Raw genomic sequence first — 22,969 nt, forward strand, 5'->3', positions numbered from 1 at the left:
ACCCACCCGCCGTGCCTGTGGATGAAGTGGCTCACAAGCCCCTTTTTCGAACAACAACCGTGTAATTATCCACAAGCTACTTGCCAGCTATCTTCTAGGCTTTTCATCCCCTAGAGTGGCTCAGTAGCCGATTATCCACGGACTGTGCATAACCCTGTGGATGAAGCTGAACCGATAGCGGTTCACGACTTGCGGCTGCAGGCAATGCAGGCAAAGCAAGTTTTGAGGGAACCGATTGATGACAGTAGACGAAGCCAACCACGCCAATACTGTCGGAAGTTCCTGGCGGCGCGTTGTCAGCCTGCTGGAACAGGACCACCGTGTTTCACCGCGGCAGCGTGGCTTTGTCATCCTCGCCCAGGCGCAGGGCCTGATTGGCTCCACCCTCCTGGTGGCGGTTCCCAATGAACTCACCCGTGAAGTCCTCCAGACGCAGGTCAAGGACGCCCTCGATGATGCCCTGCACAACGTCTTCTCCGAGGACATCCGGTGCGCCATCGACGTCGACACAGACCTGGTTCCCATCCACGAGGAGCCCGAACCCGCCGTCGAGCCGTCCTTCGCTTCGGACCAGCTGATCGAGCAAAAGCCGCAGCCCATGCTTCCCAGCACCTCCCATGAGTTTGGCCGGCTGAATCCGAAGTATGTCTTCGACACCTTCGTGATCGGTTCCTCCAACCGGTTCGCCCACGCTGCCGCCGTCGCCGTCGCCGAGGCCCCGGCAAAGGCATACAACCCGCTGTTCATCTACGGCGATTCCGGATTGGGCAAGACCCACCTCCTGCACGCGATCGGCCACTATGCCCGCCGCCTGTACAGCGGTATCCGCGTCCGCTACGTCAACTCCGAAGAATTCACCAACGACTTCATCAACTCCATCCGCGATGACGAAGGCGCCAGCTTCAAGACCACGTACCGGAACGTGGACGTCCTGCTCATCGACGACATCCAGTTCCTGGCCGGCAAGGACCGGACGCTGGAGGAGTTCTTCCACACATTCAACTCGCTGCACAACAACAACAAGCAGGTGGTCATCACCTCGGACCAGCCGCCCAAGCTGCTCGCGGGGTTCGAAGACCGGATGAAGTCCCGCTTCGAGTGGGGCCTGCTGACAGATATCCAGCCGCCGGAACTTGAAACCCGCATCGCCATCCTCCGCAAGAAGGCCCTGAGCGAAGGTCTGTCCGCGCCCGATGATGCCCTCGAGTACATCGCTTCCAAGATCTCCAGCAATATCCGTGAACTCGAAGGTGCCCTGATCCGCGTCACGGCCTTCGCCAGCCTCAACCGGGAGGCCGTGGATGTGGCGCTGGCGGAAATGGTCCTCAAGGACCTCATCACCGACGACGGCGCCCAGGAGATCACCTCGAGCCAGATCCTGCAGCAGACGGCCGACTACTTCAAGCTCAGCATGGAAGAGCTCTGCAGCAAGTCACGGACCCGCACTTTGGTGACTGCCCGGCAGATCGCCATGTACCTGTGCCGGGAGCTGACGGACATGTCCTTGCCCAAGATTGGACAGGAGCTCGGCGGCCGCGACCACACCACCGTCATCCACGCCGACCGGAAGATCCGCGAGCTGATGGCCGAACGCCGTGTGATCTACAACCAGGTAACAGAGCTGACCAACCGCATCAAGCAGCAGCAGCGCGACTCCTAAGCGCCCCGCCTATACCTTATTAACAGGTGCATGTGGATAAGCCTGTGGATAGTTAAGGGGACAACCGCGGTTAATGGGCTTAAAACCCTTAAGCCGCCTGTGGATCGGCAAAATCGCCAAAATTCTTATCCCCATCCACACCCTGTTTAAAACCTGCTGCGCCCACAGTCCATGAACAGGGCTTAACCGCCGGAACGCGGGGCGGGACGAGGTTATCCACAGTTTCCACAGCAGTTATTAACACTACTAATCCCAAAAAATTGAAATCCCTCAAACAACAAGATCGATCCGCACCCCGCAAGGGTCGGGCCGGGCCGCCCCGGCCTTCCCCAGGACGGACTCGGGGGATGGGTTAATCCCGGATCTTCCGGCTAAGCTGTCAGCAGCGCTCCCATCCTCGGGTTCCTGCGTGGTTTCCATCAGCAGGGACCATGCACGTTCCGTGTGTGGGGCACCACTTTTTGGGATTCCCCCACGGGAGTTTCCAGTCCACATGGCAGCAGCAATGAAAGGCGGCACCCTTCCGTGAAGTTCAGAGTCGATCGGGACGTCCTGGCAGAAGCCGTCACCTGGACAGCCCGGTCCTTGTCTCCGCGGCCGCCTGTGCCCGTACTTTCCGGGCTGCTTTTGAAGGCTGAGGCCGGAACAGTCAGCCTCTCGAGCTTTGACTACGAAACCTCCGCCCGCCTGGAAATTGCAGCCGACATCCGGGACGAAGGCACCATCCTGGTGTCCGGGCGCCTGCTTGCCGATATCTGCCGAAGCCTCCCGTCGGCTCCTGTCGACGTCGAAACCGACGGCAACAAGGTGACTCTCACCTGCCGCCGCAGCAGCTTCCACCTGGCCACAATGCCTGAAGCCGAATATCCGCCGCTGCCGGCGTTGCCGGCTATCAGCGGAACCGTGCCCGGGGACTCCTTCGCCCAGGCTGTTTCCCAGGTGATCATCGCTGCGAGCAAGGACGACACCCTCCCCATCCTGACCGGTGTCCGGATGGAAATCGAAGACGACCTGATCACCCTTCTCGCCACGGACCGCTACCGCCTTGCCATGCGTGAGGTTCCGTGGAAGCCGGTGACCCCCGGCATCTCCACCAGCGCCCTGGTCAAGGCAAAAACCCTGAACGAAGTAGCGAAAACGCTCGGCAACAGCGGAGATATCAACCTGGCCCTCTCCGACGACGACAGCCGCCTGATCGGCTTCGAAAGCGGCGGACGCACCACCACGTCCCTGCTGGTTGACGGCGACTACCCGAAGATCCGCTCGCTCTTCCCGGAATCCACCCCCATCCACGCCACGGTGCAGACCCAGGAACTGGTGGAGGCTGTCCGCCGTGTGTCGCTCGTGGCCGAACGCAACACCCCGGTCCGGCTTGCCTTCACCGAGGGCCAGCTGAACCTGGACGCCGGTACCGGCGAAGACGCCCAGGCATCAGAGGAACTTGAGGCCCAGCTTTCCGGTGAGGACATCACGGTGGCCTTCAACCCGCACTACCTGGTGGAAGGCCTGAGCGTCATCGAAACCAAGTTCGTCCGGTTCTCCTTCACCTCTGCTCCCAAGCCCGCAATGATCACCGCCCAGGCAGACGCCGACGGCGAGGACCAGGATGACTACCGTTACCTGGTGATGCCCGTCCGCCTCCCCAACTAGTCCCCATCGGCTCCCAGCCTTCGCAAGCTCAGGCCGGGCCCCTCGCCGATGGGGCCCCAACCACCGCCACCCTCGCCTCGCAGAAAAGAGTTCCACCATGCACATTGGACTGATCGGCCTTGGCAAAATGGGATTCAACATGCGCGAACGGCTGCGCAAGGGCGGCATCGAGGTCACGGGTTATGACCGCAACCCGGACGTCACCGACGTCGCCTCGGTGGATGAACTCCTCGCCGCCATCCCGGCGCCCCGGCTGGTCTGGGTGATGGTTCCGGCCGGCGCGGTCACCGATGCCGTCATCATGGAACTGGCGGAGAAGCTGGACGAGGGCGACCTGGTGGTCGACGGCGGCAACTCCCGCTTCACCGAGGACCAGAAGCACGGCGAGCTCCTCGCCGCCAAAGGCATCCGGTTCGTTGACTGCGGAGTATCCGGAGGTGTCTGGGGGCTGCAGAACGGCTACGGCCTGATGGCCGGCGGGGACGCCGCAGACATCGAACGTGCACTGCCGGTCTTCGATGCACTGCGTCCCGAAGGTGAACGCGAGGACAGCTTTGTGCATGTAGGCGGCATCGGCGCCGGCCACTACGCCAAGATGGTCCACAACGGAATCGAATACGGCCTGATGCAGGCCTACGCCGAGGGCTACCAGCTGCTCGCTTCCAAGGACATCATCAACGACCTGCCCGGCACCTTCCGCGCCTGGCAAAAAGGCACCGTGGTCCGGTCATGGCTCCTTGACCTGCTGGTCAAGGCACTGGAAGAGGACCCTGGGCTGCAGAACATCGACGACTACGTCGAGGATTCCGGCGAAGGCAGATGGACGGTGGAAGAGGCCATCGCCAACGCCATCCCCGCCCCGGCCATCACGGCCGCACTGTTTGCCAGGTTCGAGTCCCGTGAAGATAGTTCCCCTGCCATGAAAATGGTGTCTGCCCTCCGGCACCAATTCGGCGGACACGCAACCCGTCCGGCCAAGTAGCATCCACCGGGGACCGCTGCTGTCCCCAGAATTGTCGAAACCCGCGTGTATCTGGAACACCTTTCCCTGACCGATTTCCGCAGCTACGCCCAGGTTGACCTTGCCTTCGAACCGGGCGTCACCGTCCTGGTGGGATACAACGGCATCGGCAAAACCAACCTGATGGAAGCCATTGGCTACCTTGCCACGCTGAGCTCCCACCGGGTCAGTTCAGACGGACCCCTCCTGCGGTTCGGTACAGACCGCGCACTCGTCAGGGCACGGCTTGTCCGCGGCGGGCAAACCACCGTCCTGGAACTGGAAATCAACGCCGGGCGGGCTAACCGCGGCCGCATCAACCGCAGCAACCCGGTACGTGCCCGCGATCTGCTGGGCATTTGCCAGACCGTCCTCTTCGCTCCGGAGGACCTGGCGCTGGTCAAGGGTGACCCTTCGAACCGCCGGCGTTTCCTGGACGAACTGCTCGCCAGCCTCATCCCGCACCACGCTGCCACCCGCAGCGACTACGACAGGGTGCTGAAACAACGCAACGCCCTGCTCAAATCGGCGCGCGGCGGAAAGTTCACCTCCGGACACGAGGCAACCCTGGACGTATGGGACCAGCACATGGCAAAAGCGGGCGCCGAACTGCTCCACGCGCGCCTCGAACTGGTGGAGCGCCTGCGCCCGCACCTGGCACGCGCCTATGCCGAACTGACGGACGGGTCCAAATCCGCTGACGCCACCTACCGCTCCACGCTGCAGAACCAGATGGACGACGACGGCGCGCCGCTGCCAGGTGGGCCACGCACCACAGTGCCAGGCACCGCCGTCGAACCGGACGACCTGCGCGCCTTATCCGTGGAAGAGCTCACCGAACGCTACGTCCGGGCCTTCGCCGAATCACGGAAAAAGGAGGTGGAACGCGGTATTTCGCTGGTGGGCCCGCACCGCGATGACCTGGAACTTGTCCTGGGACAGGCGCCGGCGAAAGGCTATGCCTCGCACGGTGAAACCTGGTCCATGTGCCTGTCCCTTCGGCTGGCTTCCTACTACGTGATGCTCGACGACGCCCGCACGGGCGGGTCCGCCCCCATCCTGATCCTCGACGACGTTTTTGCCGAACTGGATGTGCAGCGGCGGCGTAAACTGGCCGCTATAGTCTCCGGCGCGGAACAGGTCCTGGTGACCGCCGCCGTCGACGCCGATATCCCGGAAGAGCTGTCCGGACGGCGGGTGAAAGTCATCCCGGGAGGAATTGATGGTCAGGGACAGTGAAGACGGCGGGCTGCAGCCCGGCCGCGATCCCGACAACATTGATGCCCCGCAGGCAGCACTGAACAGAATGCGGGAGGCCGCCGCGGCGCGCGGCGAAATCCGCAGGAAGGCAGTGCGCCCGGGGTCCGCAAAAGCCAAAAACGGAATCCGGGACACCCGCGGCTTCAGCCAGTTCCACGCCACCGGCCGCGACCCCCTGGGACTGGGCAAAGTGGTGGGCCGGCTGGTAGCCGAACGCGGCTGGACATCACCTGTGGCCGTCGGCTCCGTCATGGCCGAATGGGCCACCCTGGTGGGACCGGAAATCTCAGCCCACTGCACTCCTGAAAGCTTTACGGCCACCACGCTCCACGTCCGCTGCGATTCAACCGCATGGGCAACCCAGCTCCGCCTGCTGAGTGCCAGCCTGCTCGAGAAATTCAGGGTGGAGCTCGGCGACGGAGTGGTCACCAGCATCCAGGTGCTGGGCCCCTCGGCCCCGAGCTGGCGCAAAGGCGGCCGGACCGTCAATGGCCGCGGCCCCCGGGATACCTACGGCTAGGTTCGCTGCCGACTCTTGAAAATACCCCCAACGGCGTGTAGAGCGCTGAAAGGGCCCGAGGGTGTATAGGCACCCGGAGGCCGTCCTTCTGGGGCGCCCTAGGCGCGGTCAACGGCCTCACACAGCCACGTTGCCGCCGGTCCACACCCCTGGAATGCGGGGTTATGGCCTGTTTCGCGGTAGAATCGTTGCAGATAACTGGGCGCGGGTGAAACGTTGACTGAGTCCGTTCTCCGTGCGCATCCGGCACACGGAGTGCGGGCCCCCAACCGTCAGCAAGTCACCGGCGCCATAAGTTTGTGCCTGTTGGCGGGTGACTTTTCCGGACGGAAGGGAAACCGGCCGGCCATCATCGAGAACAGAGGAGTCGACAGCGCCTGTGGCTAACGACAATACAGATATTCTGGCAGTTGAACCCGCAGTCGAGGATGCCCGTACCCCAGACACCCCGGCGGAATCCGCGAAGCCGCGCGAGTACGGCGCCAGCGACATCACTGTCCTTGAAGGCCTCGAAGCAGTCCGGAAGCGACCGGGCATGTACATCGGTTCCACCGGACCGCGCGGGCTCCACCACCTGGTGTACGAAGTGGTGGACAACTCCGTCGATGAGGCCCTGGCCGGGTACTGCACCCACATCGAAATCGTCCTGCAGGCCGACGGCGGCGTCAAAGTCGTGGACGACGGCCGCGGCATCCCCGTGGACATGCACCCCACAGAGCACAAGCCCACCGTCGAAGTGGTCATGACCATCCTGCACGCCGGCGGCAAGTTCGGCGGCGCGGGCTACGCGGTTTCCGGCGGCCTGCACGGCGTGGGCATCTCGGTGGTCAACGCGCTGTCCAGCCGCGTGGACACCGAGGTCCGCCGCCAGGGCCACGTCTGGCGCATGTCCTTCGCTGACGGCGGCAAGCCCCAGGGCAGCCTGGTCAAGGGCGAAGAGACCGACCGCACCGGCACCACTCAGACCTTCTACCCGGACCCGGCAATCTTCGAAACCACCGAGTTCGACTTTGAGACCCTCCGCGCGCGGTTCCAGCAAATGGCCTTCCTCAACAAGGGCCTGCGCATCACTCTGACGGACGAACGCGCACCCGCCAAGGATGACGCCGACGCCGACCTTGACCTGGACGCGATCGCCACCGAAGGCGAGGTCAGCGCGGAGCACCGCACCGTGGTGTACCAGTACGACGAAGGCCTCCTGGACTACGTCAAGCACCTGAACTCCGGCAAGAAGGTGGACGTTGTCCACGAGGACGTCATCGCCTTCGAAACCGAGGACAAGGAACGCCGGATCGCCCTGGAAATGGCGATGCAGTGGACCAACGCCTACTCCGAGAGCGTCCACACCTACGCCAACACGATCAACACCCACGAGGGCGGAACCCACGAAGAGGGCTTCCGCGCTGCCATGACCTCCCTGATCAACCGCTATGCGCGGGAAAAGGGGATCATCAAGGAAAAAGACGACAACCTCACCGGTGACGACATCCGTGAAGGCCTGACCGCCGTCATCTCCGTCAAGCTGTCCGAGCCCCAGTTCGAGGGCCAGACCAAGACCAAGCTCGGCAACTCCGAGGTCAAGGGCTTCGTCCAGCGCGTGGTCACTGACGGCCTCGGCGACTGGCTGGAACGCAACCCGGGCCCGGCCCGCGATGTCATCCGTAAGGCAATTTCCGCAGCCCAGGCGCGGATGGCGGCCCGCAAGGCACGGGACAACGCCCGCCGGAAGAGCCCCCTGGAATCCTTCGGCATGCCCGGCAAGCTCTCCGACTGCTCCTCGAAGGACCCGGAGAAGTGCGAGGTCTACATCGTGGAGGGTGACTCCGCGGGCGGATCCGCCAAGCGCGGCCGCAACCCGGAAACCCAGGCCATCCTGCCCCTCCGCGGCAAAATCCTGAACGTGGAGCGCGCACGCCTGGACAAGGCCCTGGGCAATGCCGAGGTCCAGTCCATGATCACCGCTTTCGGCACGGGCATCGGCGAAGACTTCGACCTTTCGAAGCTGCGGTACCACAAGATCGTCCTGATGGCCGATGCCGATGTGGACGGCCAGCACATCACCACCCTGCTGATGACCCTGCTGTTCCGCTACATGCGGCCCCTCATCGAAAACGGCTACGTCTACCTGGCGCAGCCCCCGCTGTACCGGATCAAGTGGTCCAATGCGGCCCACGACTACGTCTACAGCGACCGGGAACGCGACGCCAAGCTGGTGGCCGGCCAGGCCGCAGGACGCAGGATTCCCAAGGACAACGGCATCCAGCGCTACAAGGGTCTTGGCGAGATGGACTACACCGAGCTGTGGGACACCACCATGGATCCGGACAACCGGACGCTGCTGCAGGTCACCATGGACGACGCCCTCGCCGCTGACCAGATTTTCTCTGTCCTCATGGGCGAAGACGTGGAATCACGCCGCAACTTCATCCAGCAGAACGCCAAGGACGTCCGGTTCCTGGATATCTAGAGCGCCGCTCCTAAATATTCAGAATCTGACATATACCTGAAACGGAAATAAATAAATGAGCGACGAAACACCCGAGACCCCGGCATCAGACGCCGGGACCCCGGACACCGTTCTTGAAGGCGACGTGCTGATTGACCGTGTGGAGCAGGTGGACCTGCAGACGGAAATGCAGCGGTCGTACCTGGACTACGCCATGGCCGTCATCGTGGGCCGTGCCCTCCCCGACGTCCGTGACGGACTCAAGCCCGTCCACCGACGCGTTCTCTACGCGATGTTCGACGGGGGCTACCGCCCCGACCGTTCCTTCAACAAGTGCGCCCGCGTGGTGGGCGAAGTCATGGGCCAGTACCACCCCCACGGCGACACCGCGATCTATGACGCCCTGGTCCGCCTGATCCAGGACTGGACCATGCGCTACCCGCTGGCACTCGGCCAGGGAAACTTCGGTTCCCCCGGCAACGACGGCGCTGCCGCACCGCGTTACACCGAAACCAAGATGGCGCCGCTGGCCATGGAGATGGTCCGGGACATCGACGAGGAGACCGTCGACTTCCAGGACAACTACGACGGCAAAAACCAGGAACCCACCATCCTTCCGGCCCGGTTCCCCAACCTGCTGGTCAACGGGTCCTCCGGCATCGCCGTCGGCATGGCCACCAACATCCCGCCCCACAACCTCCGCGAAGTGGCTGACGGCGTGCAGTGGTACCTGGCCAACCCGGGCGCCAGCCGCGAGGAACTGCTCGAAGAACTCCTGCTGCGGGTCAAGGGCCCCGATTTCCCCACCGGCGCCACCATCCTGGGCCACAAGGGCATCGAGGACGCCTACCGTACCGGCCGCGGTTCCGTCACCATGCGTGCAGTCGTCAACGTTGAGGAACTGCAGGGCCGCACCTGCCTGGTGGTTACCGAGCTTCCGTACCAGGCCAACCCGGACAACCTGGCCATCAAGATCGCCGAACTGGTCAAGGACGGCAAGATCCAGGGCATCGCCGACCTTCGCGATGAAACGTCGGGCCGCACCGGCCAGCGGCTGGTCATCGTCCTCAAGCGCGACGCCGTGCCCAAGGTTGTCCTGAACAACCTCTACAAGCACACTGAACTGCAGAGCAACTTCTCCGCCAACATGCTGGCCATTGTTGACGGCGTGCCGCGCACCCTGAGCCTGGATGCCTTCATCCGGCACTGGGTGACGCACCAGATGGACGTCATTGCCCGGCGCACCCGCTACCGCCTGCGCAAGGCGGAAGAAGAAGCGCATATCCTTCGGGCGCTGCTCAAGGCCCTGGACATGCTGGACGAGGTCATCGCCCTCATCCGCGCGTCGAACACCACCGAAGCAGCACGCGACGGACTCATGGAGCTCCTGGACATCGACGAACTGCAGGCCCGAGCCATCCTGGACATGCAGCTGCGCCGCCTCGCCGCCCTGGAACGCCAGAAGATCCAGGACCGGCACGCCGAACTCGAGGCACTGATCGCCGAGTACAACGCGATCTTGGGCTCCGAGCAGCGGCAGCGCGAGATCATCAGCACCGAACTTGGCGAGATCGTGGACAAGCACGGCGATGACCGGCGCACCAGGATCCTCATGGGCTACGACGGCGACATGTCCATGGAAGACCTCATCCCCGAAGAGGAGATGGTGGTCACTATCACCCGCGGCGGCTACGTCAAGCGCACGCGGAGCGACAACTACCGCTCCCAGCAGCGCGGCGGCAAGGGCATCAAGGGTGCCCAGCTCCGCGGTGACGACGTGGTGGAACACTTCTTCGTCACCACCACCCACCACTGGCTCCTGTTCTTCACCAACCTCGGCCGGGTGTACCGTGCCAAAGCCTATGAGCTGATGGAAGCCGGCCGGGACGCCAAGGGCCAGCATGTGGCCAACCTGATGGCGTTCCAGCCCGACGAACACATTGCCCAGGTCCTGGACCTGAAGGACTACCAGCAGGCACCATACCTGGTCCTCGCCACCAAGCGCGGCCTGGTCAAGAAGACGCGGCTTGAGGATTACGACACCAACCGTTCCGCCGGCGTGATCGCCATCAACCTCCGCGACGGCGACGAACTGGTCTCGGCGCAGCTGGTGTCCGAAACCGACGATTTGCTGCTGGTGTCACGCAAGGGCCAGTCCATCCGCTTCACTGCCACCGAGGACGCGCTCCGGCCCATGGGCCGCGCCACGTCCGGTGTCACCGGCATGAAGTTCCGCGAAGACGACGAGCTGCTCGCCGCCAACGTGGTCACAGACGGTTCCTACGTGTTCATCGTGACCGAGGGCGGCTACGCCAAGCGCACCGCAGTGGAGGAATACCGCCTCCAGGGCCGCGGCGGCCTGGGCATCAAGGTGGCCAAGCTTGCCGAGGAACGCGGCGACCTGGTGGGGGCGCTCATCGTCCAGGAGGAAGATGAAGTGCTGGTGGTCATGGAAGGCGGCAAGGTTGTGCGGTCCTCGGTGGCCGGCGTGCCTGCCAAGGGGCGCGACACCATGGGCGTCATCTTCGCGAAGCCGGACAAGAACGACCGGATCATCGAAGTGGCACGGAACAGCGAACGGGGTCTTGAGGGCGAGGAATCGCTGGAGGATGACGTAACGTTGGCTGAAGATGGCGGGACCCCCGGGGAATCCGCCGCGCCAGCAATGGCAGAAGAATCACCGGCCGTTGAGTCAGAGGACGCCTCGGGCGACGCTGAGCCGAACGAAGACAACACGGAGGTAACGAGTGAGTAATTCCGACTCATTTCCCAAGCCGAACAGTACTGTTCCCGACGGAAACCGGCCCTCGGCGGCGCCCCGCGTGAACGCGCCCGTTCGTCCGCAGCAGCGGCCGGCAGCGCCTGCCGGTGCTCCGGGCCAGCGTCCGGCCGTCCCCGGCCAGCGTCCCGTCCAGGGCCCGCAGGGCCAGCCCGGCCAGCGGCCGGCGCAGGGCCCCCGTCCTGCCGCTGTGGCTCCCGGGCAGGGAACGCCGGGGCTGGTCAAGCCGGCGCCAAAGGCAAAAGTCCGGCGTGCCCGGCTGCTGGTCAGCAGGGTTGACCCCTGGTCCGTCCTGAAAATGGCGTTCCTGCTGTCCGTGGCTTTGGGAATCGTCACAGTGGTGGCTGCCATCGTCCTGTGGACCGTCCTTGACCTCACCGGCATCTTCGACCAGGTGGACAGCCTGCTCGGCACGCTGGCCGGCTCCGAAGGCGGCGGCTTCGAACTGAAGAAGGTCGCATCCCTGGGACAGGTGGCTTCATTCGCCACCATCATCGCCGTGGTGAACGTGGTCCTCCTGACGGCGCTGTCCATGCTGTCGGCCGTGCTGTACAACATCTCCGCCACCCTTGTGGGCGGCATCGGCGTTACCCTCACCGACGATTAGGACCCCGTTTCCGACGGCTTCAGGCCGGCGGAAAGGCCCGATTTGAGATCGGGCCGGGATGTGCTGTAAAGTCATGTCTCGGCCCGATGAGGCATCGGGGCGTATAGCTCAGGCGGTTAGAGCGCTTCGCTGATAACGAAGAGGTCCCAGGTTCAAGTCCTGGTACGCCCACGGAACCTGTGCAGGTTCAAGTGGAGGTTTGGTTCGGGGTAACCCGCAGCCGGGCCGGAACGGGGAGCATGTGAAGAAGTTGCTGGTACTTGCAGCTGCAATCGCAGGCGTCCTGGTCTACCGGAAAGCACAGGAATCCGAAGCCCGGAAAGATGTCTGGAGCAAGTCAACCGATACGGTGGACTAGCCTGGACGCCCGGCCCGGGAGCTGGTCAAAGGCTCTCCGGTTCTAGGGTATGATTGACGGGTTGCTTCTTATGGGGGCATGGCGCAATTGGTAGCGCACCTGCTTTGCAAGCAGGGGGTTCGGGGTTCGAGTCCCCGTGCCTCCACCATAGGAAAGTCCCGGTCAGCGGAAACGCTGGCCGGGACTTTTGTTTTGCCCCGCAGGTACCGACATTAGGGTTGGACAGTGAACCTCTTACTCGCGGCCCTGGGTGTCCTGGGTGTTGCCTCTTCCGGCCCGCTGATTGCGGCCACCCTGGGTGCCACCAGCGTCAGTGCCCTGGCCATCGCCTTCTGGCGGAATGCCATCGGAGCGGCCGTTATGGCCACCCCCACCCTTGTCCGTGAACCCGGCCAGTTCGGCAGGGTCACCCGCCGCGAGTTCCGCTGGTCGCTGCTGGCCGCCGTCGCACTGGCCCTTCACTTCGCCTGCTTCATCACCTCACTGCAACTGACGTCCGTTGCCGCGGCCACCGCGCTGGTCTGCCTGCAGTCAGCCTGGATTGCCGTCTTCCAGCTGTTCCGCGGCATCCGCCACCGCTGGCAGGTGATGGCGGGGCTCAGCATCGCCTTCGCGGGAGTCGTGGCCATCACAGGGTTCGACATGGGCTCGTCCCCGGACGCGCTGCTGGGTGACCTCCTCGCCGTGGCCGGCGGAGCGCTTGCCGGCCTCTACACCCTGGCAGGGGGCAAGGCCCGGCAGAGCATGACCACGGGGACGTACACAACCCTGTGCTACGGGATGTGCGCTGCCTTGGTGGCACTGATGGCAGTGCTGGCAGGCCAGCCGCTGGCGGGCTTCGAGGCGGCGGGATGGCTGGGAATCCTTGCCATCACCGTGTGCGCGCAACTGGTGGGCCATACTGCTTTCAACCACCTGCTGGCCACCATGAGCCCGCTCCTGGTCTCGATGATCATCCTCCTCGAGATTCCGGGCGCCGCCCTGCTGGCGGCCGTCTTCCTCGGCGAGACGCTTCCCGCCGGCACCTATGCCGGGCTCGGCCTCATCCTTGCGGGACTAGCCGTCGTCGTCCTCGGACAGAGGCCCGGGAGGGCAGGGCGGCGGAACAGGGCACCCGGGGACGAACCGCCGTCGGACCGTCCCTTGGCGGAGCTGGGCACCGACTAGCTGGGCACCCACTAGCTAGGCACCCACTAGCTAGGCACCGACCAGCAGCGCGCGGAAGGATCAGGCCCGGGCCCGGGCAGAGGGGCGGCTACTGGCCGCCGCGGCGGACCGGCTGTGCTGTATTGACGGTGTGGATTGCCCGCAGGATCTTGGCCGGGAAATACACCGAGAAGAAGACCACCATGGGAGCCTTCAGCGCCATCTTCTTGACGTTGTGCGCCTTGTAGGTGCGGTCGAACCGCGTCACGTAGTAGCGGTAGTCGCGGGGTGAGTCCTCCAGCCGCCGCGCGGACATCCCGGAGACCATCTGCGGGCAGTACTGGATCTTGAGTTCGTGGTCGGCCAGGTGCAGGGACAAATCGATGTCCTCGTGCATCTCGTCCCGCTCATCGCGGCAGGTCTCAGCCCGAATGGTTGCCCAGGCGGAGGCGCGCAAGGCCATGTTTGACCCGAACAGGAAGTGGTACTGGTGCTTGGCCAGCTTCAGCATCAGCTGGCGCATCTTGTCGTCGGCCTTGAGCCCGAAGCGGCGCATGGGCATGTCGTAGTAGACCACCGGGCCGGTGGCTGCCTGGACCGAGGAATCGAGGAACGCCCGCTGCACCTGCTCCACCCAGTCGGGCTCCAGCACCGAATCAGCATCGATGCGGCCCAGGACGTCACCCGTTGCGTTGTCCAGGCCGAAATTGCGGGTGGGAATCAGTCCCTGTTCCCGGTCCTGGCTCAGCAGGATAAGGGGGCTTTCCGGATACTCAAGCTGCATTTGCCGCACGATGTCAGCTGTGCGGTCTTTGGAAAGGTTGTCCACCACGATGATTTCGTGGGCGGGGACGGACTGGTAGATGGCAGCTATAAGGCACTGCCGGATGACGCTCTCCTCGTTGTACGCCGGGATAACGATGGACACACGGGGCAGCTCGGCTGCGTCGTTCAAGGCATCCCCAAGGGATTGATCGGCTGACATCACCTCAAATCTAGCACCGCCCGGCAGTCCTGCCCGGAAGGGGAAGCAGGACATCGGATGAAGATTAGGAGTCCCGGAGACAGCAGAAGGGGCCCCGTGCAACGGGACCCCTTCCGGTGATGCTGTGACTAAGCCTGGGTGCTGCCCTTGTCTGCGTTGCTCCTGGTGGCCGACTTGGCGTCGGCGGCAACCGTGGCAGTGCTGTCGGAAACATCCTCGGCCACGTGCTTGGCCTTGTCGGCAGCGTCCTCGGCCTTTTCCTTGGCGGCGTCCGCAGCCCCGGAGGTCTTGTCCGCACCGGCGGCTGCGAAGGACGCGGTGGCGTCTGCCACCTTGTCCGAGGCGTCCAGGGCGGTTTCCTTGACGTCATTGACCGTCGTTGCGGGGACCGGAGCCGGCGTGGACGTGACGGGCGACGGGGTCTTCCAGGGGTCCTCGACCGGCTTGGAGGCCTTCCAGGCCGCAACGCCAGCAGCGACCGCTGCGGCAATGACGCCAAAGACCAGCCAGCCGCGCTGCTTCTTGGGCGGCTCCGGCTGTGCCAGCTGGATGCCGACGGTACGTCCGGCTCCGGTGGCGGCCGCCTTCAGCTGGCTGCCCGTGGCCTGGGCCTGCTCCTGGATGATGTGGACGATTCCCACGTCACCAAGCTTCTGCGCGACGGCGTCAACGCGGGCCGGGGTGTTCTCCAGGGTGCGGTGCACGGCCTCGGAAGCGTGGCCGATCTGGTCCGACAGCCGGGGCAGGTACTCCACGACGACGCGGTCGCGGGCGCTCAGGACCACCGGGGTGGCCTTGTCCAGCGCTTCATGCAGCCGCGGGGAGGCGCCCTCCACGGCGTCATTGATCCTGGGGGCGAGCTGCGCCAGGCCGTCCTGGATGCGGGGAGTCACGGTGGCCACGCCGTCCGCCAGGTTGTGCGCCGCCGACTTCAGGCCTTCCTGGATCTTGGGAGATGCGGTGTCCAGGCTGTGCTGGAGGCGGGGAACAGCCCAGTCCACAGCTGCTTCCACTCGGGGGCCCGCCCAATCCTTGGCATTCTCAACGGCGCCAATGACTGACAGCTCAAGGTCACGGGCAATACGATCCGATTTCTTCACAACTACCTCCCGATTAATGTGACGGTTTGTGGTTAGCCTACGTGGCTTGGTCATCACCGGCTATTCACACGGCGGATTTGAGGCAGATTTCACCCAGCGCGGAACTGTTGCCGAGGCCGCCTGCGCCCTTGGACGGCGTGGAAGAATGGGCCCTATGACTGCCATCGCAACTGCAAAAGCAACCATCCACACGAGCCTCGGCGACATCAGGGTTAACCTCTTCGGGAACCATGCGCCCAAGACCGTCAAGAACTTCATCGGCCTCGCCACCGGCGAGCAGGCGTGGACCCACCCCGAAACCGGCGAGGACAAGACCGGCACCCCGCTGTACAACGGAACCATCTTCCACCGCATCATCAAGGACTTCATGATCCAGGCCGGCGATCCGCTGGGCCGCGGAACGGGTGGCCCCGGTTACCGGTTCGACGACGAAATCCACCCTGAGCTCAGCTTCAACCAGCCCTACAAGCTGGCCATGGCCAACGCCGGCATCCAGATGGGCAAGGGCACCAACGGCTCACAGTTCTTCATCACCACCATCCCCACCGACTGGCTCCAGGGCAAGCACAGCATCTTCGGCGAGGTGGCGGACGACGAATCCAAGAAGGTTGTTGACGCCATCGAGGGTGTCCGCACCGGCATGGGCGACCGCCCGGTGGAGGACGTCACCATTAACAGCATCGACATCGAACAGCTGTAATACCGCACCATGAGTTACGGAATTCCGTCGGCTGAGCCGTCCGCCCAGGTCCCGGTGTGCCCCCGGCATCCGGACCGGCCTTCGTATGTGCGATGCCAGCGGTGCGGGCGCCCCGCGTGCCCCGACTGCCAGCGGGCGGCCGCCGTCGGATTCCAATGCGTTGACTGCGTCAACGAAACAAGGCGTACGACGCCGGAGGTACGGACCGTCTACGGCGGCGCCGTTGCCACCGGCAAACCTATGGTGACGTTTGGGATCATCGCCGTCTGCGCGGTGCTGTACGTCCTGCAGTGGCTGATCCCCAACGACGCCGTCTACCAGAGCCTGGGCTTTGCGAATATCTATGCCGAGCCGCGTTACGGGCAGTTTGAGCCATGGCGGATGCTCACGGCCGCATTCCTGCACTCCCAGGGGTTCATCCTTCACATCGCGCTGAACATGTACATGCTCTGGGCGTTTGGCCAGGCCCTTGAACCGCTGCTGGGGCGGGCCCGGTTCCTGGCGCTCTACCTGATTTCCGCGATCGGCGGCTCTGTGGGCTATCTCCTGCTCACTCCCCTGTACCAGCCGGGCCTGCCGCTTTATGGTGTGGTGGGTGCTTCCGGCGCCATCTTCGGGCTCTTCGGCGCCATGCTGCTGGTCCAGCGGCACCGGGGCGGCGACACCCGCCAGCTGTGGGTGTTGATCGCGATTAACGGCGTCGTCGGCTTCCTCATCCCCCAAATCGCCTGGCAGGCGCATCTTGGAGGCCTCATCACGGGCGGGCTCTGTGCTGCGGTGCTCGCCTACACACCCCGCGGACGCCGCCAGGGGCTGATCCAGGCCGCAGGCCTGGTGGCGGTACTGGTCCTGCTCGCAGTGGCGGTATGGGCCCGCGTCTCCATGTAATACCCGCGAACCCCCACCTGGACAGTTTCCATCACAAAACCCCCGGCGCTCACGGCGCCGGGGGTTTTTGTTTTCCACAGCCGTTATCCACAGTGTTGGTAACTTACACGCCTGTGATTCATAAGAACCAGCAACTTTCGCGCCGCGTTGCCGGGGTTTTCCCCGTTTGGCGCCTGTATTTCTCCACACCTGTGGATAACTCTTGGGGATAGGCATGTGCTTAAGTGGACAAAATGCCCCTGCTGCGCCGAACTGTGGAAAAGTCGCGCTTAGCTGTGGCTTTTCCGTGCCCGCCGTGCCGCGAGAGGGTGTCAATCAACAGCCTTATGCACACTGTTAATAAGTTCCGCCCATGTCATTCCGCTTGGAGAATCCCGGCGGATGGCAACGTGCAGGCCTCGGACGCCGAATTTTCCCCCAGCTGTTTCCACAGTTGTGGATAACTTGTGGGTATCGGGATGTTGGTAAGTGGATAAGCTTCTGATGCTCTTATCCTGCCGCCGGCTTCCAGGAGGAAACCTTGACCGCCACCACCAAGCACATCTTCCTCGACAAGCAGCATCCGGCGCTCTGGCGGGCCATTAACGGGCTGGCGCTCAAAATCAAGGAAGCTGCGCAGGACGCCGGCATCGACGCGAAGACCCTGGAACTCCTCAACGTGCGGATTTCCCAGATCAACGGCTGCGCCTACTGCCTGGACCTCCACGTGAGGGACGCGCTCAAGGCGGGTGAAACTTCCCAGCGGCTGGCCGTGCTTCCGGCGTGGCGGGACACGGCACTGTTCACGGAGAAGGAACGCGCCGCACTGGCCCTGGTCGAAAGCATCACCGAACTCCCCTCCGAGCGGCTGCGTGAGCAGGAGGAGGGTTTTGCCCGTGACTATCTGACCGAAGAGGAATTCTCGGTAGTGAGCTGGGCGGCTGCCAGCATGAACGCCTTCAACCGCATCTCCATCACCAGCCACCACCCTGTGCGCCGGGAGCGCTAACCTGGAGGCTCTCCGGGCCCGCGATTGATTATCCACAGGTATTCCACACTGTTAATAACTGCATTTCGGGGGCGTGATTCGGAAGTTGGCCCCAGTTCTGGCCCTCGGCCCGGGCTGCGCCTGGTTATCCGCAGGTTTTCAACACTGTGGATAACTTTCCCAACAGCTGGGGAGAACCCGCTACCCCGTAGAAACGGTCCAAACCCCTGATGAACCCCTCCGGTGGCTGTCCACGAGGTGTGTGTCCACCATCCCGATGGCTTCCATCAAGGCGAACATGGTGGTTGGCCCAACGAAGGAGAAGCCCTTTTTGCGGAGGGCTTTGGAGAGCGCTACGGACTCCTCGGACTGGGTGGGGATATCGGTGTGTACCACCGGCTGTGGAGTCTTTGCAGGCTGGAATTTCCAGACGAAGTCCACCAGGCCGCCCTCTTGCCGCAGGGCGAGAGTGGCCCGGGCGTTCCTGATGGCGGCCAGGATCTTCAGTCTGTTCCGCACGATGCCGGGGTTCTGCAGGAGGCGTTCCACGTCAGCGTCGGTAAACAACGCCACGGCATCGGGATTAAAGTCCGCGAAGGCGGCACGGAAAGCCGGACGCTTCCGCAGGATGGTGGCCCAGGAAAGCCCCGACTGGAAGCCTTCCAGGCAAATACGTTCGTACAGGCCACGTTCGTCCGTGACCGGAAGGCCCCATTCATGGTCGTAGTAATCCCGCATCAGCGGATCCACTGATGCCCAGGCCGGCCGGGCCAGGCCGTCGTCGCCCACCACCACGCCTGACGTGTCAGCTGCCATACGTATCTCCCGGCGGAATGGGCCCGTGGGCGGTGAGGAAAGGCTAGGAGCGCCAGCGCGTGGTCATCAGGAAGCCCACGATGGCGATGCCAAAGCCGGCCACGATGTTCCATGATTCCCACGCCTGGACGGGAAAACGTCCCTCGCTGATGTAGAACGTGATGATCCAGAACAGGCCAATAATCATCAGGCCAAACATCACGGGCTTGAACCACACCGGATTTGGTTTGTATGCCTGGGGGGAAGCCTTCTCGGCTGTGCTGGCAGTCTTCTTGCGCGGCTTTGACTCGGGCACTGGCTCTCCTTGGCGGGCTGAGGCAAGCTCGGCGTCCCGGGCTTGATATCCTGCAAGAAGGAAATTGCCAGCGGTCTGCGCGATCTTGGTCAAATCTGGATTCTTACTAGCAGCCAATTCTAGCCGGAGTTCACGGGCCGCCGGTGCCCACCGGAACCGCCCCGAGGAGAACGCGTGGTATTGCAGGAGAAGGTGAGGCCAGCCGCTGCGCCGGCTGCCGGCGGCGGGATTCTGCGCGGAACCATCCAGGTGCTCGGTGAGCTGCTGATTACCGCCGGCATCATCCTCCTGCTGTTCGTCGCCTGGCAGCTGTGGTGGACCAACGTGGAATCCGACGCCAAACAGAGTGAAGTCATCAAGGATTTCGCCCAGGACTTCGGCGGCGCAGCCCCCGAAAGCCCTGATGCTGCCGCTCCGCCGGCCGTCGAGGATTTCGGGGCGCCCGTAGTGACGGCCGCCCCCGGCCACGCCGGGACAATCGGCATCATGTACATCCCCCGTTTCGGCGCCAACTACACCCGGCCCATCGTGCAGGGAACCACCGGTGACGTCCTGGACACCCTGGGCCTGGGCCACTACGCCAACACCGCCATGCCGGGCGCCGTGGGCAACTTCGCGGTCGCAGGGCACCGCCAGACGCACGGCGCCGTGCTGGACAATATCCACACCCTGGTCCCCGGCGACAAGATTTACGTCCAGACCAAGGACGGCTACTACGTCTACGTGTTCCGCAACAACCAGATCGTGATGCCCTCCCGCACCGACGTCCTGGAACCGGTGCCGACCCTTCCGGGCGTCACCCCCACCGAAAGCTTCCTGACCATGACCAGCTGCAACCCGCGCTTCGGTGCGGAAGAACGAATCATTGCCTACGCCCTGCTGGACAGCTGGCGCCCCGCGTCGGCCGGGCCGCCGGCGGAAATCGCAGCCCAGGTGGCCGCAGCGATCGGAAAGGACTGAGCATGTACGGCTGGATCTTCCGCCACCTTCCCGGTCCGCTGTGGCTCAGGATCGTCACCTCACTGGTACTCATCGCCGTCGCACTGGTATTGATGGTGCAGTTCCTTTTTCCGTGGATGTCCGAGTACACCCAGTTCACTGACTCAACGATTGGTGCAGCAAGCCAGCCATGACCACAACCAAGATCCTCGTGGTGGATAACTACGACAGCTTCGTCTACACCCTGGTGGGCTACCTCCAGGAACTCGGCGCCGAGACCACCGTGGTCCGCAACGACGACGTCACCCTGGCCGAGGCCATCGAGCTGGCCAGCACCCGCGACGGCGTCCTGATCTCGCCCGGCCCCGGCAACCCGGCCGAGGCCGGCGTCTGCATTGAGCTGATTAAATGGTGCGGCGAAAACAGCGTCCCGATGTTCGGCGTATGCCTGGGGCACCAGGCGCTGGCGGAGGCATTCGGCGGCAAGGTGACACACGCCCCCGAGCTGATGCACGGCAAGACGTCGCTCGTTGAACACATTGGCACCAGCGTTTTCGCCGGGCTCCCCTCCCCCGTCACGGCCACGCGCTACCACTCGCTTGCCGCTGTCCGGGAGTCCATTCCCGATGTCCTTGAGGTCACCGCTGAAACGGCCTCCGGCGTCATCATGGGCCTCCAGCACCGCACCGCCCCCCTCTGCGGGGTGCAGTTCCACCCGGAATCGGTCCTGACCGAGGGCGGCTACCAGATGCTGGGCAACTGGCTGGAGTCGCTGGGCATGGCGGGCGCGGCCGCGCGGGCAGCCAAACTGAGCCCGCTGATCCAGCACTGACCTGACAGCACCAACCTGGCAGCACCAACCTGACAGCACTGACCCTGGCACGCCCCCGGGCGCCCCGCTCCGGCTCATCCCCTCCGGGACGACGTGGGTGAGGGCGTCGGCGTGGGCGTGGGGGTTGGTGTCGGGGAGGGCGACGGCGGCGGAGGCGGCGCCTTGGCCACCACGATGGTCACGGTCTTGCCCTGCTCCACGGCGGCGTTGACCGGGTCGCTCTGCTCCATCACCCTTCCCGGCTCCACCTGGGCGTTCTCCGCCTCAATGACGGCGGGAACCAGGCTCAGCTCCTTGAGGGCAGCCTCGGCCTCCTCACGGGTACGCCCGCGCAGTTCGGGGACAGCCACCTTGCCGGTGGACACCACCAGTTCAACACTGGTTCCCACTCCCACCATCTGCCCGGGGGCAGGGCTGGTGGTGATGACGATTCCGGCAGGTACAGAGGCGCTGTTGGCCGTCGTGGTAGACGGCGCGCCCACCAGGCCGCTTTGCCGCAAAATATCCCGCGCTGCCGCTTCTGTCTTGCCCGGCAGGCTCTCCGGGATCTTGACCGCACTGGGCCCCTCGGAGATATTCAGGACCACTTCGGCGCCGGGATCCAGGGAAACACCGGACGCCGGGTCGGTGCCGATGGCCTGGCCCTTGGGGACGGTGTCGTTCTGGCTGCGGACAATCCGCGGCTTCAGGTCCGCGTTGTAGAGTTCCTGCAGTGCCGCCGATTCGGTCATGGTGGCCACCACCGGAATCTGCACCTTGGGCGGTGCCGGTTCGGGCCGGTTTACCGTGTTGTACAGCCACAGCCCGCCCCCGGCCAGGACCAGCAGGGTAAGAACCACCAGGGTGGCGATCCACGCACGACGGCGTGACTTCTGGCGGGCGGTGGGCTCACGTTCCGGAACAAGGCCCAGGGGCAGCGGTTCGGCGTCCCGGGGATCCTCCATCCCAACGGCCGGTCCGCCGTCGGGCTCGTATGCCGTGACGGCCAGCCGGCCAGTGGGCGCATCGTCCAGGAAGCTGGCTCCTGTGGCCGCAAAAGCCTGGGTCGCCGGAGCGGCTGCCGGTACATGGTCGTTCGGGTCGGTGGGAGCCTCGGAGGCGGCCACGGCAGGCACCGGAACGCCGGACCGTGCGGCGCGCAGGGCACGCCGGAAGGCGGCAGCGTCCTGGAACCTGTCATCCCGGTTTTTCTGCAGGGCCTTGGCCAGCACGGTGTCCAGTGCCGGCGTTACTTCCGGATTCAGGCTGCTGGCAGGCGCGGGGATTTCGCGGACGTGCTGGTACGCAACGGATACCGGGCTGTCGCCGATGAACGGGGGCCGGGACGTCAGCATTTCGTAGAGCAGGCAGGCGGCCGAGTACAGGTCGCTCCGGGCGTCCACGGTCTCGCCCCTCGCCTGCTCCGGCGAGAGATACTGTGCGGTGCCCACCACTGCCTGTGTCTGGGTCATGGTGGCTGAGGAATCGGCGATGGCGCGGGCGATGCCGAAGTCCATCACCTTCACGGAATCGGTACCCTCGCAGTACATGACATTGGCCGGTTTGATGTCCCGGTGGACGATGCCCGCCTTATGGCTGTATTCCAGCGCACCGAGGACCCCGAGGCAGTAGTCGATGGCCCGGTCAATGGTGACGTCGTTCGCCCGGATGAGGTCGCGGATGGTCTTGCCCTCAACGAACTCCATCACGATGTAGGGCACCCGGACGTTTTCCGCCGACCCGTCGGGAACCAGGTGTTCGCCGGTGTCATAGATGGCGACGATGGACGAGTGGTTCAGGGCGGCAACGGCCTGGGCCTCGCGTTTGAAACGCGCCTGGAACTGCGGATCCCGGGCGAGGTCCGGCCGCAGAAGCTTGATGGCGACGGTCCTCCCCAACCGGGTGTCCACACCGCGGTACACGTCCGCCATGCCGCCACGGCCAATCAGGCCGCCCAGTTCGTAGCGGCCGCTCAGGACACGCTGGTTATCCACCGGGAGGCTGTCCTCACGGTGCAACGGTGTGCGCGGTGACTCGTTCAC

Annotated in this window: 21 protein-coding genes and 2 tRNA genes; 18 read left to right on the forward strand and 5 right to left on the reverse strand. The window is 64.3% G+C overall.

The features are described from left to right. Positions 1-238 precede the first annotated feature (238 nt). The 12 genes from dnaA to B5520_RS15365 all read left to right on the forward strand — a co-directional run bounded on the left by dnaA (position 239) and on the right by B5520_RS15365 (position 13,447). Positions 239-1,660 (forward strand): chromosomal replication initiator protein DnaA, encoded by a 1,422-nt coding sequence (gene dnaA, locus B5520_RS15315; protein ID WP_079597942.1) that lies wholly within the window; start codon positions 239-241, stop codon positions 1,658-1,660. A gap of 525 nt (positions 1,661-2,185) precedes the next feature. Continuing rightward, positions 2,186-3,310, forward strand: coding sequence for a DNA polymerase III subunit beta (gene dnaN, locus B5520_RS15320; protein ID WP_079597943.1), 1,125 nt, complete (start codon positions 2,186-2,188; stop codon positions 3,308-3,310). A 97-nt stretch (positions 3,311-3,407) separates the two neighbouring features. Further along, positions 3,408-4,292: a phosphogluconate dehydrogenase (NAD(+)-dependent, decarboxylating) gene (gnd, locus tag B5520_RS15325; protein WP_079597944.1), complete on the forward strand. Its 885-nt coding sequence runs from the start codon at positions 3,408-3,410 to the stop codon at positions 4,290-4,292. 45 nt (positions 4,293-4,337) lie between these two features. Then, entirely contained in the window at positions 4,338-5,549 is a 1,212-nt protein-coding gene (gene recF / locus B5520_RS15330) for a DNA replication/repair protein RecF (protein WP_079597945.1), read from the forward strand. Next, entirely contained in the window at positions 5,533-6,090 is a 558-nt protein-coding gene (locus B5520_RS15335; RefSeq protein WP_079597946.1) for a DUF721 domain-containing protein, read from the forward strand. Before recF ends, B5520_RS15335 begins: the two co-directional genes overlap by 17 nt. Positions 6,091-6,469: 379 nt before the next feature. Further along, positions 6,470-8,557, forward strand: coding sequence for a DNA topoisomerase (ATP-hydrolyzing) subunit B (gyrB, locus tag B5520_RS15340; RefSeq protein WP_079597947.1), 2,088 nt, complete (start codon positions 6,470-6,472; stop codon positions 8,555-8,557). Between the two features lie 55 nt (positions 8,558-8,612). Further along, positions 8,613-11,291 (forward strand): DNA gyrase subunit A, encoded by a 2,679-nt coding sequence (gene gyrA, locus B5520_RS15345; protein WP_079597948.1) that lies wholly within the window; start codon positions 8,613-8,615, stop codon positions 11,289-11,291. Continuing rightward, positions 11,284-11,922 (forward strand): DUF3566 domain-containing protein, encoded by a 639-nt coding sequence (locus B5520_RS15350; protein ID WP_079597949.1) that lies wholly within the window; start codon positions 11,284-11,286, stop codon positions 11,920-11,922. The genes gyrA and B5520_RS15350 overlap by 8 nt, the downstream gene beginning before the upstream one ends. Before the next feature lie 97 nt (positions 11,923-12,019). Next, positions 12,020-12,093: transfer RNA gene (locus tag B5520_RS15355), tRNA-Ile, on the forward strand. A 70-nt stretch (positions 12,094-12,163) separates the two neighbouring features. Beyond that, complete coding sequence (locus B5520_RS22915) at positions 12,164-12,280, forward strand: DLW-39 family protein (RefSeq protein WP_217700331.1); 117 nt, start codon at positions 12,164-12,166, stop codon at positions 12,278-12,280. Between the two features lie 72 nt (positions 12,281-12,352). Beyond that, positions 12,353-12,428, forward strand: a tRNA-Ala gene (locus tag B5520_RS15360). Positions 12,429-12,505: 77 nt separating this feature from the next. Beyond that, positions 12,506-13,447 carry a DMT family transporter gene (locus tag B5520_RS15365; RefSeq protein ID WP_079597950.1) on the forward strand — a complete coding sequence of 314 codons (942 nt, stop codon included), beginning with the start codon at positions 12,506-12,508 and terminating at the stop codon, positions 13,445-13,447. A gap of 88 nt (positions 13,448-13,535) precedes the next feature. On the opposite strand, the gene B5520_RS15370 is transcribed toward B5520_RS15365, so the two are convergent. Both B5520_RS15370 and B5520_RS15375 read right to left on the reverse strand, forming a co-directional pair. Beyond that, positions 13,536-14,411: a glycosyltransferase gene (locus B5520_RS15370; protein WP_079597951.1), complete on the reverse strand. Its 876-nt coding sequence runs from the start codon at positions 14,409-14,411 to the stop codon at positions 13,536-13,538. A 128-nt stretch (positions 14,412-14,539) separates the two neighbouring features. Continuing rightward, the gene (locus B5520_RS15375; protein ID WP_079597952.1) at positions 14,540-15,511 is read right to left on the reverse strand and encodes a hypothetical protein; all 972 of its coding nucleotides are present in this window, start codon (positions 15,509-15,511) and stop codon (positions 14,540-14,542) included. Between the two features lie 154 nt (positions 15,512-15,665). Between B5520_RS15375 and B5520_RS15380 the strand changes: the two genes are divergently transcribed. The 3 genes from B5520_RS15380 (at position 15,666) to B5520_RS15390 (ending at position 18,087) form a co-directional block, all read left to right on the forward strand. Continuing rightward, the gene (locus B5520_RS15380; RefSeq protein ID WP_079597953.1) at positions 15,666-16,211 is read left to right on the forward strand and encodes a peptidylprolyl isomerase; all 546 of its coding nucleotides are present in this window, start codon (positions 15,666-15,668) and stop codon (positions 16,209-16,211) included. A gap of 9 nt (positions 16,212-16,220) precedes the next feature. After that, a complete protein-coding gene (locus B5520_RS15385; protein WP_079597954.1) occupies positions 16,221-17,099 on the forward strand; it encodes a rhomboid family intramembrane serine protease in 879 nt (292 codons plus the stop codon). Between the two features lie 520 nt (positions 17,100-17,619). After that, positions 17,620-18,087, forward strand: a complete 468-nt coding sequence (locus B5520_RS15390) for a carboxymuconolactone decarboxylase family protein (RefSeq protein ID WP_079597955.1) — start codon at positions 17,620-17,622, stop codon at positions 18,085-18,087. A gap of 180 nt (positions 18,088-18,267) precedes the next feature. Here B5520_RS15390 and B5520_RS15395 read toward each other — a convergent pair whose 3' ends face one another. Together B5520_RS15395 and B5520_RS15400 are read right to left on the reverse strand one after the other, a co-directional pair. Next, a complete protein-coding gene (locus tag B5520_RS15395; protein ID WP_079597956.1) occupies positions 18,268-18,882 on the reverse strand; it encodes a DNA-3-methyladenine glycosylase I in 615 nt (204 codons plus the stop codon). Between the two features lie 43 nt (positions 18,883-18,925). Continuing rightward, a complete protein-coding gene (locus B5520_RS15400; protein ID WP_079597957.1) occupies positions 18,926-19,177 on the reverse strand; it encodes a cell division protein CrgA in 252 nt (83 codons plus the stop codon). Between the two features lie 174 nt (positions 19,178-19,351). On the opposite strand from B5520_RS15400, the gene B5520_RS15405 reads away from it, so the two are divergent. The 3 genes from B5520_RS15405 to B5520_RS15410 are packed head-to-tail and all read left to right on the forward strand — an operon-like array spanning position 19,352 to position 20,948. Further along, the gene (locus B5520_RS15405) at positions 19,352-20,137 is read left to right on the forward strand and encodes a class E sortase (RefSeq protein WP_079597958.1); all 786 of its coding nucleotides are present in this window, start codon (positions 19,352-19,354) and stop codon (positions 20,135-20,137) included. A 2-nt stretch (positions 20,138-20,139) separates the two neighbouring features. Further along, positions 20,140-20,310, forward strand: coding sequence for a hypothetical protein (locus B5520_RS22785; protein WP_165976935.1), 171 nt, complete (start codon positions 20,140-20,142; stop codon positions 20,308-20,310). Further along, entirely contained in the window at positions 20,307-20,948 is a 642-nt protein-coding gene (locus B5520_RS15410; protein WP_079597959.1) for an aminodeoxychorismate/anthranilate synthase component II, read from the forward strand. Before B5520_RS22785 ends, B5520_RS15410 begins: the two co-directional genes overlap by 4 nt. A 74-nt stretch (positions 20,949-21,022) precedes the next feature. Here B5520_RS15410 and pknB read toward each other — a convergent pair whose 3' ends face one another. Next, the gene (gene pknB / locus B5520_RS15415) at positions 21,023-22,969 is read right to left on the reverse strand and encodes a Stk1 family PASTA domain-containing Ser/Thr kinase (protein ID WP_079597960.1); all 1,947 of its coding nucleotides are present in this window, start codon (positions 22,967-22,969) and stop codon (positions 21,023-21,025) included.

Source organism: Arthrobacter sp. P2b (assembly GCF_900168295.1).
GTDB lineage: Bacteria > Actinomycetota > Actinomycetes > Actinomycetales > Micrococcaceae > Arthrobacter.